Origin of the sequence: Parendozoicomonas haliclonae (assembly GCF_900174585.1) — a bacterium.
In the GTDB taxonomy this organism is placed as follows: domain Bacteria; phylum Pseudomonadota; class Gammaproteobacteria; order Pseudomonadales; family Endozoicomonadaceae; genus Sansalvadorimonas; species Sansalvadorimonas haliclonae.
The window spans coordinates 1-13,726 of sequence record NZ_FWPT01000022.1 but is presented as its reverse complement, the minus strand read 5'-3'; the positions used below and the strand labels follow the sequence as shown (position 1 = coordinate 13,726).

Here is a 13,726-nt window from a genome sequence, read left to right as displayed (position 1 = left end):
GAATACATCACGTATTACAATACGCGACGTATCAAGGTGAAACTAAAAGGCCTGACGCCGGCGGAGTGCCGAAGTCAGGCCTTGCAAGCCGCTTAACCAAAGTGTCCAACTTTATGGGGTCACTTCAAACAGCTGCGCTTTTTTAATGCCTGCGTGAACTGTGATACCAACCATTGCAATAGGTGATGCAGTTTCGTTATAAAAACCAGAGAAGAGACTTTTTACAGGGATGTTGTCGTTTATGCGGAGCCTGCGCTACTGGTCGGTTTTCCTTATCAGTCTGGTGATCACCGGATGTGCCTCAAACAATGTTGATGTGTATGACCGTAACCCGGCAGTGGATGCGGCGGCACGCTATGCCATCAAAAAGGTAGTTGGCCAGCATACCAATCAGCCTTTTGATGAAATTGCCTTTGAAGCCCTGATCAATGTACTAGCCAAAGAAACAGAAAAGTTCTGGGGAGATCGCAAGATCGCCAGCCGCAGTGAGTACGTAAAATATTCCAACCGTTATAAGACTCGCGTGTTCGTAGATTTTGAACGCGGTAGAGTGCATGTGGAAACCCTGGATCAGGGGGATTTACGCAACGCTATTATCCGGGTGTTGTTAACCCCGGAAGATCAGAAAAACGTTGATGTATTCAGTGCCAGGGATGTGGTGTTTGGTGAAGAGCCGATGCTCTACAAGCAGGTGCTGGACCATGATGGCCAACCCATCCGCTGGGAGTGGCGCGCTGGTCGTTATGCCGATTATCTGATTGAGAACCAATCCTTCCGCCGCCGGACAGATAGGGGGCAGGTGGTTGGAGTCGATTTTGAACTGACCAAAAACTATATGGAGCAGCGTCAGTATCAGTACGCCAGTATTGTGCAGACCCATGCGCAAAAATACCGGATTGATGAGAGCCTGATTTATGCGGTGATGCGCACCGAAAGTCACTTTAACCCTTATGCTGTCAGCCCATCGAACGCTTATGGCCTGATGCAGATTATTCCTTCGACGGCCGGTAAGGATGTGTTTCAGCGCATCAAGAAGCGCAGTGGCCAACCAACCCGGGAGTATCTGTTCCAGCCATGGAATAATATTGATACCGGCACGGCTTATCTGCATATCCTTGAAACTGTGTATTTAAAAGATATTCGTGATCCGTTGTCTAAGCGTTATGCCATTATCTCGGCCTATAACGGCGGTGCCGGTAATGTGATGAAAACCTTCCATTCGGATCGCAAGCGCGCTGTGGATGCGATCAATAAGCTCAGTCCTTCACAGGTGTACTGGGCGCTGACCAAAAAACATCCGCGGGATGAATCCCGTCGTTATCTCGAAAAGGTCACCACCGCCGAAAAGGATTTCCGCAACGGTAATGCCTAGACCGAAGTAGCATTGTCGTCTGTATCTTCCAGATCGACCTCCGAACGGGGGTCGATCTGGGCAATCACAGGAGAGGTGCGTGGCACCGGTACAAAGGGTTGCTCGTCTGAAGAGTAGATAATCGGGCGGAAGGGAATGCGTGCCAGAAAGAACAGGCCAGTTGCTCCCATCATAACGGTGAAATAAATCATCAACCCACTGCTCATCTGGTGCATAAAGTAGCCGCCGAGAATGGGACCGATGCAAGCTCCAGCACTGTAACCAAGCAATAGCCCTTGGGTGCCTGCCACAATCTTCTCGGGCCGGAGATGGTCACAGCCATGACTGATGGCGATGGGGTACACAGTAAAGGTTGTGCCACCAATAAGGAACAGCAACACGATATCCAGCCACGGGCTGCTGGACAGGGTGGCAAAGGCAAAGCAGCAGCTGGCTCCCGCGAGACTTATCACAACCAGCACCTTGCGGCGGTCAACAATGTCTGAGAACAGCCCGACCGGATACTGCAGCAACATGCCCCCGACCATAACAATCGCCATCAACTGCCCAACGGTTTTCTGATCACCAGACTGTTTCAACAGCAGGATGGGTAGCAGTGAATAGAGTGCTCCCAGAATCATACCGCCCGATACGCAGCCAATCAGTCCGGAAGGTGTGAGTCTGGCCAGCTCTCGCAGGCTCAGGGAGGAGGAATCGGCCAACTCCGGAGTGGGCAGTTTGGTCATGGCCGGAGGCAGTATGGACAGAGAGAATATTGCGCCAATCAAAACAAAAGGCAGCAGACTGTCGGCTGGGTAAGTACCCACTAAGAGTTGTCCGATCGCGTTGGAACCGTAAAGCGACACCATATAGAACGCCAATATGCGACCACGGTTACTTTGGTCGCTTTCACACAGCAGCCAGGATTCCACCACCACAAAAATCCCGGCGATGGCAATGCCGTTCAGGAAGCGCAGTATTAACCAGGCATACATGGAATCCAGCAGGGCAAGGCTCAGGGTGGAAGCGCAAAGCAGTGCCATAAAGGCAGCAAAAGAACGAATGTGACCAATTCGCAGCACAGTTTTCTCGGCCCGGAAAGAACCTGCCAGCAGACCGAAATAATAGATGCCACCCAGATAGCCGGCCATAACCTGGCTGGCATTGGCTTCATTAATACGCAATGGAATCAGTGTGATCAGATAGCCGCTAGCCACGGAAAAGATAGACAGTCCCAGCAAAGGGGAGACAAAGCGCTTCATAACGATATAGTCAGATACAGCCCGCCAGACAGATGCTAGAGAGTGTAGACAGCGAATACTCACTACAGGATATTAAACCTGCGCCAATGGGGGAGGGCTGCGTTACAGGGTTCGACCACGCGGAGTGTGAGTCATGGGATACTGGAGCAAGCGCGTGTTCAGATCAGGGGTGCCGTTGTTATCGGGAAACAGAGTTATAAAAGAGTAATAACGGCTAAAGAGTATATCGTGAGAGAGACGGCTGATTTCTGAATGAGTGTTTTTCAAAATAGTTTGTACCTCATTGACAACAAAAGGCTGCAGATGATCATCCCATATAGGGGGATTCATGTGATCTTTATGTTCAACGGTGAGCAGTTCTTCTGAAAGTAGTTGGTAGATTGTTGTCTCTTTCTGGAGAAGTCGTTTGAACGCATCCAGTGAAGAAAATACAAGCCTGACGATGGCTCTGTTTTTGATTTCGGCATCATCCAGTTGAGCAGTAAAAGAATATTTTGACGGGTAGTCAAAATGTTCGGCGTAGCTGTAATCCACATGTCCACCCGTTACTACACTGGCCATGTTGTGTCTGGAAGAGGGGTGGCCTTTTACCTCAATATGGAACGTTCCCTGAAATCGGGGAATCTTGGCCAGTGCTGCATTGATATTGTGAGAGAAATGAACAAAATTTAATTCTTCCGGGTCGTACCATACTGTGTTGTCAGGCTCAGATGGGCGTCGGTATCGCTGATTGGGTAGGGGGGATTTCATCAGAAAACCATGTGGTTGAGAGGAACTCCCTTGAAACTGAAGTAGGTGATTACCTGTAAGAAGCGGCGATGCAATGGGGGTGGTTATCTCGGTTTCAGTCAGTTCTGCCGCTTGTTTGAGCTGAATAGCTAATTGTTCATCCATATCTTCATGATTATCGTCTTGGAATAACAGTGGGAATGTCGCGGAAGAGGGCGATGGGCACCAGTCCGGGTATGGGTCCGGCACTATGTCACCCTGCTCCAGCAGTGTGTCCATCCAGCGTGAATAATCGGAAGCGTTCAGTGAGGCAGCGTGTCGTTCCATGCGGCACAGAAACAACAGCAGCTGACGATAGGTGTTTTGATCCAGAGTGGTAGTGCTGGTAGTTATCTGCTTTATGTTTTTGTAATCCTGCATAAGTGCGGCAGGCATTTGCAGTGCACCATAAAGCCGGATGTAGTTTTTTTGGGTGAGTTGATTGGGGAGTTTTTCCAACAGTTGCCAGTGCCTGTGAATCGTCGATACATAAACGTCAATGTGTTCAGTTTTCTCATCTTGTAATACAGGGAAGAGAGCCACAGAAAGGCTGAGAGTGTTGTCCTGACTATCCGCGTCTTTTCCAAGTGCGCTTCCAATATAGAAGGCCGGACCTGCGGGTAACATCTGGATGCGTATCAGGTGAGCGTTATCACTGTCCTGTAAAACAGAAATCTTTATCTGCTCGGGATTGTTCATGGATGCTCTATAGATGTGAGCGTTATCACGAATATAGTGTCGGGCAAGGTATGCGGGCAGTGCTGTTTCGGTCAGATAAGCAGCCATGCTCCAGGGAATGTCTATGCGGGCTGCTGTCAGGGCGCTGTATATGGGGTGAGTCAGAAGGCTTCCGGAGCCTTCAGGTTTAACCTGCCAGACTGCTGCAACTGGTAAATAACGGCTTTCGATATGGTTGGCGTATTCATGTTTTCTGCACTGGGTTTCTGTACATATTGCGGGCAGGGTTGGCGCTATGGACGGTATTGTTCTGAGGTCAAGCCCAGGCAGGGCGTTGTCAATATGTGCCGCTGAAAACCCGGGTATGTAATAAGTGCTGATGGTGCCGTGCTCTAGTTTGGGTGGCCAAGCGTAAGTAGGATAGGGAGTCGACAAAAGTAGCAAGAATGCATAAAACGAAGCGAAAACGATCACATGTCGCTTATTCACAGATTCCCCCATCTGTACTGCCTTGATTCTGTTTTAGACGGAAACGGTTACCGGCAAACTGCACTTGGAGACAAGGTTATAGTACAGACCCTAGAATACAGCTTTATTATGACTCAAGGTGAACCTCTGACTTTGTTGGCTCCAGAATTCCCCCATCGCCGTCCATTTCTGGCCAAGGGTGCCAAGATCAGCCGGTGCACGGTCTGTTTGATGCCAGCGGCGGCCTGTATCTGTGATGTCACCCCGCAGTTGGATGTGCCTGCCTCGTTCTGGTTGTTGATGCACCACAACGAACAGTACAAACCGACGAATACCGGACGACTGTTGCTTAACAGTGTGGGCGGCGGTCGTACAATCTGGCAGCGGCCGGAGCCGGACTTCCGCCTGCTCCATCTGCTCGCGCGTAAGGATCGTTATCCAGTTCTGGTTTATCCGCAGGCCATGGCACCTTTAAATCCCATTGTTGATCAGGCAACCGTGCAGCAGGCGCAGAGCGAAGGGCGGGAGCCGGTGTTTATCTTGCTGGATTCCACCTGGCAGCAATCCCGGAAGATGTATAACCACAGTTCTTATCTGCACAACCTGCCAGTGCTGGGTATTAATCCCGATACGCCCTCCCGCTATCGGTTACGGCGGGCGCAAAAAGAAAACCATTTGTGTACTGCTGAAGTGGGTGCCGAGTGTCTTCGCTGGCTGGGGTTGAATGACGCAGCGGGTTTTGTAAGTGATTACTTCGATGTGTTCAATGATCGTTATCTTGCTGCACGTCAATCCATACCCTGCCCGGATACAGAAGCCGTAGCGCGTTTGCACCGCTATCGGTCAGAATAGTCAGCAGTATTGATCAATCGCCCATAGGGATAAGGAATAACAATGGCACAGCGTATCGCATTTCTCGGATTAGGCGTTATGGGTTACCCCATGGCCGGGCATCTGGTTAAAGCCGGTTATGAGGTGATTGTTTATAACCGTACTGCCAGCAAAGCGCAGGCATGGGTCGACCAGTATGGTGGTGAGTTGGCGTTAACACCGGCTGAAGCGGCCAAAGAAGCCGACTTCGTAATGGCCTGTGTAGGCAATGACAATGATCTGCGTTCCGTCTGCCTCGGTGAGCAGGGGGCTTTTGCCGGTATGAAAGCGGGAGCGGTGTTCGTAGATCACACGACAGCTTCTGCAGAAGTTGCACGGGAACTCTATGCCATCGCTAAAGAGCAAGGTTTGGGCTTTCTGGATGCGCCGGTATCCGGTGGTCAGGCTGGCGCTGAAAATGGTGTGCTGACCGTGATGGTGGGCGGTGATGCTGCTATCTACGATACTGCGGAGCCGGTGATGCAAAGCTATGCCCGGTCGGTGAAGCGTCTGGGTGAAAGTGGCGCCGGTCAGTTGACCAAAATGGTGAACCAGATCTGTATCGGCGGTTTGGTGCAGGCTCTCTCCGAAGGTCTACACTTTGCACAAAAGGCCGGCTTGGATGCAGAGGCTGTTGTGGAGGTGATTTCCAAAGGGGCTGCGCAATCCTGGCAGATGGAAAACCGTTCTAAAACCATGCTGGCCGGTGAGTATGAGCACGGCTTTGCGGTGGACTGGATGCGTAAGGATCTGGGTATCGTTCTGGATGAGGCCCGCCGCAATGGTGCCTCGTTGCCTGTTACTGCTATGGTCGATCAGTTTTACAGCGATGTGCAGAAACAGGGTGGCAGCCGTTGGGATACTTCCAGCCTGTTAACCCGCCTTAAATAAAATGTTTTTTGCGGTGTTCGACCATCTTTTTTCGAGGGTGGTCGAATAAACACCGTAATTCCCCCTGTAAGCCGGTATAATTACCGCTGTCGGCAGCTTACAGCCCCGGCTCATCTATATATAATGTTTCAATTCCGCCTTTTTTATGGATAACCCTTTTCCTGCTGTCTACCGGATTGTCGGTTGAGGCTAAAAAGAGCTTGATGGTGATATGAAGAGTTCCGAGTTACGTACCGCGTTTCTGAAGTATTTTGAAAGTCAGGGCCACGCGATTGTGGAAAGCAGTTCCCTGGTGCCTCACGATGATCCGACCCTGCTGTTCACCAACGCGGGGATGAACCAGTTCAAGGATCTGTTCCTGGGCCGCGAAAAGCGTGACTACACCCGTGCAGCCACTGCTCAGCGTTGTGTGCGTGCCGGTGGTAAGCATAACGATCTGGAAAACGTCGGTTACACCGCCCGTCACCACACCTTCTTTGAAATGCTGGGTAACTTCAGCTTTGGTGACTACTTCAAGCGTGAAGCTATTACCTTTGCCTGGACCTTCCTGACCGAAGTACTGCAGCTGCCAAAAGAGCGCCTGTGCGTCACCATCTATGAAAATGATGATGAAGCCTTTGAGATCTGGAACAAAGAGATGGGTGTGCCTGCGGAAGATATTATACGCATTGGTGATAACAAGGGTGCACCTTACGCGTCCGATAACTTCTGGACCATGGGCGATACCGGCCCGTGTGGTCCTTGCTCCGAGATTTTCTACGATCACGGCGAACATATCTGGGGCGGCCGCCCTGGTACACCGGAAGAAGACGGTGACCGCTGGATCGAGATCTGGAACAACGTATTTATGCAGTACAACCGTCATGCCGACGGCACTATGGAACCGCTGCCAAAGCCTTCCGTAGATACTGGCATGGGTCTGGAGCGTATTGCCGCCGTTGTTCAGGGTGTTCACAGCAACTACGAAATCGACCTGTTCCAGCATATCCTGAATGCTGCCAGCGAACTGCTGGGCGGCGTTGCTACTACAGAAAGCTCCCTGCGGGTTATTGCTGACCATATCCGTTCGTCCGCGTTCCTGATTGCCGATGGTGTGATTCCATCCAACGACGGACGTGGTTATACCCTGCGTCGTATTATTCGTCGCGCCTGCCGTCACGGTCACAAGCTGGGTGCTAATGACGCATTCTTCTACAAGCTGGTACCGGCTCTGATCGAAGCCATGGGCGATGCGGCCAACATTATCGATGCTAATAAGGTGATGGCGGCTCTGAAGAAAGAAGAAGAGCAGTTCGCCCGTACCCTGGATAAGGGTATGAAGATTCTGGAAGACGATATCGCTGCGCTGCAAGGCAAGGTGATTCCAGGCAAAACCGTATTCACCCTGTACGATACCTACGGCTTCCCGGTTGACCTGACTGCGGATATCGCCCGTGAGCGTGACCTGACTATTGATGAGGAAGGTTACGAGAAATGTATGGAAGAGCAGCGTGAGCGTGCTCGTGCCGCCAGCAACTTTGGTGCTGATTACAGCAGCAAAGGTCTGCAGCTGGACGGTGAAACCGAATTTACTGGCTACTTTGGTAACGTCAACGACAGCGACGCCATCAAGGGCCTGTTTGTGGGTGGTGAAGCTGTTGATGCCATCACTGCCGGCACCAAAGCTGTGATTGTGCTTGAGAAGACCCCGTTCTACGCCGAGTCCGGTGGTCAGGCGGGTGATACCGGTATTCTGAAAACCGTTTCTGGCGAGTTCCGGGTACTGGATACCAAAAAAGAAAGCGGTAACCACCTGCACACTGGTGAAGTGATCTCCGGTTCCCTCAAGGTGGGTGAAGAAGTATCTGCCGTGGTTGATGCGGACAAGCGTACCGACACCGCCCGCAACCACTCCGCGACCCACCTGGCCCACGAAGCTCTGCGCCGTGTTCTGGGTGAGCACGTGCAGCAGAAAGGCTCTCTGGTGAACAGCGATCGTCTGCGTTTCGACTTCTCCCACGGCGAAGGCATGACTGATGCCGAGATTAAAGCCGTAGAGCAGATGGTGAATGAGCAGATTCGAGCCAACACCGAAGTCGGCACCCATGTTACCGATATGGACACCGCCGCCAATATGGGCGCGATGATGCTGTTCGGTGAGAAGTATGGTGATTCCGTGCGCGTACTGAGCATGGGAACCGAAGGCTTCTCCGTTGAACTGTGTGGCGGTACCCACGTCGAGCGCACCGGTGATATCGGCCAATTCGTGATCGTCAGCGAAGGCGGTATTGCTGCCGGCGTACGCCGTATTGAAGCGATTACCGGTCAGGCGGCTCAGGACTGGCTGGCCGAGAATGACAACCGTCTGCAGGAAGTCGGTGATCTGGTAAAGGGTAACCGCGACAACGTGATCGACAAGGTCAAAGGTCTGGTCGCCCGTAACCGTGAGCTGGAGAAAGAGATTCAGCAGCTCAAGCAGAAGCTGGCGAGTGCCGCTGGTTCTGACATGGCTAGTAGTGCGGTTGACGTAAATGGTGTGAAACTGCTGTCTACCAAGCTGGATGGCGTTGATCCGAAGTCTATCCGTGATCTGGTTGATCAGCTCAAGCAGAAGCTGGGCTCCGGTGTGGTGATGCTGGCCACGGAAGTGGATGGCAAGATCACGCTGGCGGCTGGTGTAACCAATGATCTGACTGGCAAGGTTAAGGCAGGCGATCTGCTGAAGATGGTGGCCGAGCAGGTGGGTGGTAAAGGTGGTGGCCGTCCTGACTTTGCGCAGGGGGGCGGTACCGATGCTGCCGCTCTGCCAGCGGCACTGGCTTCTGTTGAAGTCTGGCTGGCTGAGCGGGTTTAAGCGGTAGTGGTTCAGGGTGTCCCGGTTTTTTATCGGCGGCACCCCGAGCAAAACAGGAACGACAATAACAGGGACAAATCACACCGGTGCTTCCGATTGATAAGCCGTCGAGAGGCCGCCGAAAAGCTGTCAGTAAGTGAAAACTGTCGCTTTGTGTGTTGATTTGATACATTCGCCCCGAACAGTAATAAAAAGCAAGAACGACATGGCGCTGATAGTACAGAAGTTTGGTGGAACATCCGTTGGCAGCGTGGAGCGCATCCAGGAGATTGCCAAAAAGATCAAGCGCTTCCGCAGTGAAGGGCACGATATCGTTGTAGTGGTTTCAGCCATGTCTGGCGAGACCAACCGCCTGTTGGGTCTGGCCAACGAGATGCAGCAACAGCCCAAACCGGAAGAGCTGGATGTTATTCTGTCTACCGGCGAGCAGGTGACCATTGCCCTGTTGTCCATGGCGCTGGAAAATCTTGGTTGTGCCGCACGCTCTTATACCGGCTGGCAGATAGCTATCCGCACTGACAGTCACCATAACAAAGCTCGTATTCAGGAAATTGATACCGATGCCATGCGCAAGGATCTGGCCGAAGGCCGGGTTGTTGTTGCTGCAGGCTTTCAGGGTATTGATGATCATGGTCGTATCACCACGCTGGGTCGTGGCGGATCCGATACCACGGCTGTGGCTCTGGCTGCGGCTCTGACTGCGGACGAATGTCAGATCTATACGGATGTGGATGGTGTGTACACCACCGATCCCCGGGTTGTGGAAGGCGCGCGCCGACTGGAAAAAATTACCTTTGAAGAAATGCTGGAGATGGCCAGCCTGGGTTCCAAGGTCCTGCAGATCCGCTCTGTGGAATTTGCCGGCAAATATAATGTCACCCTGCGAGTGCTGCACAGCTTCCAGGATGGACCGGGAACACTGATAACACTTGAGGAGCCGAATCAGATGGAACAGCCTGTCGTATCAGGTATCGCCTTTAACCGTGATGAAGCCAAGCTGACCATTAAAGGGGTTCCCGATATCCCTGGTGTTGCGTCCCGCATACTGGGCCCTGTCAGCCGTGCCAATATCGAAGTGGACATGATTGTCCAGAATGTTTCTGCTGACCAGACCACCGATTTTACGTTTACCGTGCATCGTAATGATTACCAGCGTGCTCTGGAAATTGTGGGCCAGACCTGCAAAGATCTGGATGCAAGGGAATTCGATGGCGATAACAAAATAGCCAAGGTCTCTATTGTCGGCGTTGGTATGCGCTCCCATGCGGGTGTGGCAACCAAGATGTTTGAAGCGCTGGCAGCAGAAGGCATTAATATCCAGATCATTTCCACGTCTGAGATAAAAGTGTCCGTCGTGATCCAGGAGAAGTATCTTGAGCTGGCTGTTCGCACCCTGCACTCGACCTTCGAGCTGGATCAGGGGCAAAGCGTAAAAGCCGAATAATGATTAACGCCGTGCGGGCTGGCTAGCCTGCAGGGCACAAGACTTTTCTTTCATCGATGGAATTTGTGCGGTGAAAGGGGAGAACGGTATTGTCAGTGTGGCTGACGCACGCGTCAGAGTCAGCAGTGGCAATGCCTGAGAGCAATAGACCGTAAAGCAATAGTCAGATGTTCTTTCTCTGCATAATTAACAGCCTCGTGAGTGGAAGTGGCGGCGGAATTGGGAACGGATGACGTAGCTTGTTGCCTGATGAGTAACTTTATATAGCTCCGGAATTGCCAATCTCGGCTGCTGTATTATGTTTAGGCTTCGCAACAATAAACCGGCATACAGTAAGAACGGTTTTTTTCCCATGAGGGGTGCCGGGTACTGTTATCGATAACGGTCATTGTTTATGGGTTAAGGAACAAGGAGACAGTAATGCTCATTCTGACACGCCGAGTTGGTGAAACCCTGATGATCGGTGATGAAGTCACCGTGACAGTTCTGGGGGTGAAAGGGAACCAGGTTCGTATCGGCGTAAATGCGCCTAAGGAAGTCGCGGTTCATCGTGAGGAAATCTACCAGCGCATCCAGAAGGAACGCGAAGGTGATTCTGACGACTTCTCAGATCAGCAGCAGTGGGCCACTGAAGTTGAAGAAGGTAACGGTCCGTACTAATTCCCCTCTTTCGCTAACCTCTTGTTTTCGTTCCTGAATATAAACAGAGGAAAAATGGAGGTTAGCGCGTCCTGTTCTGCAAAACGCTCAGTAAAAGTGCTCAAAAAGGACTATGCAAACGGAACGAATCTGTTAATATACGCCCCGTCTCCGCGGTGAGGTGGCCGAGTGGCCGAAGGCGCTCCCCTGCTAAGGGAGTATACCCTAATCCGGTATCGAGGGTTCGAATCCCTCCCTCACCGCCATTAATTCTTAATGGCTTCACTGGAAGGTGAATGACGCGAAGACATTGCGCATCCGTAGCTCAGCTGGATAGAGTACTCGGCTACGAACCGAGCGGTCGGAGGTTCGAATCCTCCCGGATGCGCCATCTTAAACCCGCTCTGTAAAAGCGGGTTTTTCATGCCTGAAATGTGTATTGTTTCAGGTGTGAGCTGAGTCGCTAATGGGTTACCATTAAGATCCTGGTGAGGTGGCCGAGTGGCCGAAGGCGCTCCCCTGCTAAGGGAGTATACCCTAATCCGGTATCGAGGGTTCGAATCCCTCCCTCACCGCCATATAGCTAAAGCTGAAAGATCAAAGCCCGCACAGTTTTCTGTGCGGGCTTTTTTGTTTCTACACTTTTGGGTTTCCTGCTTACAGGTGCCTCTTGTCCCTTCGTATTTCTGTGCTAGGGAAAAAATTAGTATTGAGTGCTGATATTGCAGCCGTCCACTCTAACTTTTAGAGTCAAATAGTGCCTTATAGGGTGCACTAGCCCTTTAATTTTAAGTTGGCCGAGAGCACGAATATAAATACCGTTATGATCGTGCTTGATGTATTGGCTAGGAGTTAATGTGACTGGAAGATCGAACTTGAGAGCGATATGCTGAGGTGTGGTAGAAGTACCTGTTAATTTTTAATAATACGTCTGCCTATGAAAAAAATTATTAAATGGACTCTCTCGTTTATCAGTGTGGTGCTTCTGACTCTTGGCCTTTCCAATGTTTTAAATCCTTCTATGGAACGTATTGAACAATGCTATGAAGGGTTCGCTATTTCAAGCGATACTCTCCAGAGTCTAGCGCGGCGTGGTGAGTTGTTTGCTAACCATTTTGAACCTGAAAGTGACTCTACTGATGCTAGCTTGCTAAGTGATAATGGTCTTGATGGCTTTGTCTCTCCAGGGAAGTTGAACAGCTATGATAAGCGCCTATCCAATGAAGTTGAGATAATCTTTTCTGGTGATGCCTACTTTAGACATTCCAGCTTTCTTGAGAGAAGTATCGGTGGTGGCTCAGATAAGTTGTTTTATGAAGTGAATATTGGCGGTCTTCGTTATCTTATTTATCAGAAGTTTGTGGATTTACCTCACATAGAAAACTGCGGCGGCAAGTTATGACTATCCAAGTACACAGTTATTAGAAATAAATTTCGCATAGGTTTTTCTGCCTCCAGAAGGTAATATGTATTAGTCGTATGGATACAAGAATAATTCCAAATGCATATAGCCATTGATGGTAAGAGCGACATCGGGCGTAAGCGTGATGAAAATGAAGATGCTATCTACTTCAGTGGTGATAGCCATGCCGCATTTTCCTTTATCATCGTTGCGGATGGTATGGGCGGCTACCACGGTGGAGCGACAGCCAGCCGGTTGGCGATAGAGAAGATCTCCCAGCGTCTTCACTTTATTCAGACCAAAACCTTTGCCACCTGCACACCGCACCAGAAACCATTAATCCTTAAATCTGAACTTCTGCAAGCTATCAAGGATGCCAATCAGGCCATTTTGGATTGTAAGACTGCCCAGCCTCTTTTCCGGCAGATGGGCACAACAGTTGTTGTAGCTATTGTATGGGAATCGATGCTGATTGTTGGTCATGTAGGCGATTCTCGCGCCTATATGTGGACAATTAATAATGGCTTGAATCAGCTCACCCGGGATCATTCAGTAGTTCAACAGATGATTGATAGTGGTTCATTAACCGAAGAAGATGCCCGCACCAGCAAAGTCCGTAATCAATTAACCAAGGCGGTTGGTGTTCATCAACAGGTTGACCCTGTTATTTCTGAATTTAATCTTGATGAGAATTGCCTGTTATTACTCTGTTCTGATGGTATGACGGAATACTTCAGCAATGATGGTATCGAGTTTATGTTGGCTACCCACCGGCCTGCATTGGAATGTTGTTATCGGTTTATTGATGAATCCAATGCACAGGGTGGTAAGGATAATATCACTGTAGCTATCGCAGAATATCAACGGGAAGCGGTGGCGGTTAACAGTACTATTCGTCAGGAAGATAAAACCGTACCTTATTCGCTGTAAAGTGTCTCAGGGGTATAGGCTTATTTGTTGATTGAATTATCTGCAAAGAAAAAGGCCGGTTAATGAAGTGACCCCCAATAGTTGGACACCCAATTATTGGGGGTTACTTTTATGTCCAAATACAGCCCAGAGCTGAAACGTATCATTGCCAGCGAATACATAGATGATGGAATATCATCACATCAGCTCG

General features: G+C 50.5%; 12 protein-coding genes and 3 tRNA genes. 13 read left to right on the top strand and 2 right to left on the bottom strand.

What is annotated here, in order from left to right; all coding sequences use genetic code 11:
- The 3 genes from EHSB41UT_RS23975 to mltC form a co-directional block, all read left to right on the top strand.
- Positions 1-96 (top strand): IS3 family transposase (locus EHSB41UT_RS23975; protein WP_165767133.1); only part of this gene is annotated, 96 nt, incomplete at its 5' end.
- Positions 97-185: 89 nt separating this feature from the next.
- Positions 186-287 (top strand): twin-arginine translocation signal domain-containing protein, encoded by a 102-nt coding sequence (locus EHSB41UT_RS25075; protein WP_087113405.1) that lies wholly within the window; start codon positions 186-188, stop codon positions 285-287.
- Positions 242-1,372, top strand: coding sequence for a membrane-bound lytic murein transglycosylase MltC (mltC, locus tag EHSB41UT_RS23965; RefSeq protein ID WP_087113404.1), 1,131 nt, complete (start codon positions 242-244; stop codon positions 1,370-1,372). The genes EHSB41UT_RS25075 and mltC overlap by 46 nt, the downstream gene beginning before the upstream one ends.
- On the opposite strand, the gene EHSB41UT_RS23960 is transcribed toward mltC, so the two are convergent.
- The gene (locus EHSB41UT_RS23960) at positions 1,369-2,676 is read right to left on the bottom strand and encodes an MFS transporter (protein WP_133060654.1); all 1,308 of its coding nucleotides are present in this window, start codon (positions 2,674-2,676) and stop codon (positions 1,369-1,371) included. The genes mltC and EHSB41UT_RS23960 overlap by 4 nt on opposite strands.
- 39 nt (positions 2,677-2,715) lie before the next feature.
- Positions 2,716-4,560, bottom strand: coding sequence for a hypothetical protein (locus EHSB41UT_RS23955; protein WP_165767397.1), 1,845 nt, complete (start codon positions 4,558-4,560; stop codon positions 2,716-2,718).
- 96 nt (positions 4,561-4,656) lie between these two features.
- Between EHSB41UT_RS23955 and EHSB41UT_RS23950 the strand changes: the two genes are divergently transcribed.
- The 10 genes from EHSB41UT_RS23950 (at position 4,657) to EHSB41UT_RS23905 (ending at position 13,536) form a co-directional block, all read left to right on the top strand.
- On the top strand, positions 4,657-5,379 hold the full coding sequence (locus EHSB41UT_RS23950) for a tRNA-uridine aminocarboxypropyltransferase (protein WP_165767396.1): 723 nt from the start codon (positions 4,657-4,659) through the stop codon (positions 5,377-5,379).
- A 42-nt stretch (positions 5,380-5,421) separates the two neighbouring features.
- Positions 5,422-6,288 (top strand): NAD(P)-dependent oxidoreductase, encoded by an 867-nt coding sequence (locus EHSB41UT_RS23945; RefSeq protein WP_087113400.1) that lies wholly within the window; start codon positions 5,422-5,424, stop codon positions 6,286-6,288.
- A gap of 211 nt (positions 6,289-6,499) precedes the next feature.
- Positions 6,500-9,121: an alanine--tRNA ligase gene (gene alaS, locus EHSB41UT_RS23940; RefSeq protein WP_087113399.1), complete on the top strand. Its 2,622-nt coding sequence runs from the start codon at positions 6,500-6,502 to the stop codon at positions 9,119-9,121.
- Between the two features lie 205 nt (positions 9,122-9,326).
- Positions 9,327-10,565: an aspartate kinase gene (locus EHSB41UT_RS23935; protein WP_087113398.1), complete on the top strand. Its 1,239-nt coding sequence runs from the start codon at positions 9,327-9,329 to the stop codon at positions 10,563-10,565.
- Between the two features lie 420 nt (positions 10,566-10,985).
- Entirely contained in the window at positions 10,986-11,225 is a 240-nt protein-coding gene (gene csrA, locus EHSB41UT_RS23930; RefSeq protein ID WP_087113397.1) for a carbon storage regulator CsrA, read from the top strand.
- 154 nt (positions 11,226-11,379) lie between these two features.
- Positions 11,380-11,470, top strand: a tRNA-Ser gene (locus tag EHSB41UT_RS23925).
- A gap of 48 nt (positions 11,471-11,518) precedes the next feature.
- A tRNA-Arg gene (locus tag EHSB41UT_RS23920) sits at positions 11,519-11,595 on the top strand.
- Between the two features lie 96 nt (positions 11,596-11,691).
- Positions 11,692-11,782: transfer RNA gene (locus EHSB41UT_RS23915), tRNA-Ser, on the top strand.
- A gap of 359 nt (positions 11,783-12,141) precedes the next feature.
- The gene (locus EHSB41UT_RS23910; protein ID WP_087113396.1) at positions 12,142-12,606 is read left to right on the top strand and encodes a hypothetical protein; all 465 of its coding nucleotides are present in this window, start codon (positions 12,142-12,144) and stop codon (positions 12,604-12,606) included.
- A gap of 99 nt (positions 12,607-12,705) precedes the next feature.
- Positions 12,706-13,536, top strand: a complete 831-nt coding sequence (locus EHSB41UT_RS23905; RefSeq protein WP_087113395.1) for a Stp1/IreP family PP2C-type Ser/Thr phosphatase — start codon at positions 12,706-12,708, stop codon at positions 13,534-13,536.
- The last annotated feature ends 190 nt before the right edge of the window (positions 13,537-13,726 follow it).

Coding starts and splice junctions, on each gene's coding strand:
- mltC (WP_087113404.1), top strand. CDS start 242: ATGCGGAGCCTGCGCTACTGGTCGGTTTTCCTTATCAGTCTGGTGATC.
- EHSB41UT_RS25075 (WP_087113405.1), top strand. CDS start 186: ATGCAGTTTCGTTATAAAAACCAGAGAAGAGACTTTTTACAGGGATGT.
- alaS (WP_087113399.1), top strand. CDS start 6,500: ATGAAGAGTTCCGAGTTACGTACCGCGTTTCTGAAGTATTTTGAAAGT.
- EHSB41UT_RS23955 (WP_165767397.1), bottom strand. CDS start 4,560: ATGGGGGAATCTGTGAATAAGCGACATGTGATCGTTTTCGCTTCGTTT.
- EHSB41UT_RS23905 (WP_087113395.1), top strand. CDS start 12,706: ATGCATATAGCCATTGATGGTAAGAGCGACATCGGGCGTAAGCGTGAT.
- EHSB41UT_RS23935 (WP_087113398.1), top strand. CDS start 9,327: ATGGCGCTGATAGTACAGAAGTTTGGTGGAACATCCGTTGGCAGCGTG.
- EHSB41UT_RS23910 (WP_087113396.1), top strand. CDS start 12,142: ATGAAAAAAATTATTAAATGGACTCTCTCGTTTATCAGTGTGGTGCTT.
- EHSB41UT_RS23945 (WP_087113400.1), top strand. CDS start 5,422: ATGGCACAGCGTATCGCATTTCTCGGATTAGGCGTTATGGGTTACCCC.
- EHSB41UT_RS23950 (WP_165767396.1), top strand. CDS start 4,657: ATGACTCAAGGTGAACCTCTGACTTTGTTGGCTCCAGAATTCCCCCAT.
- csrA (WP_087113397.1), top strand. CDS start 10,986: ATGCTCATTCTGACACGCCGAGTTGGTGAAACCCTGATGATCGGTGAT.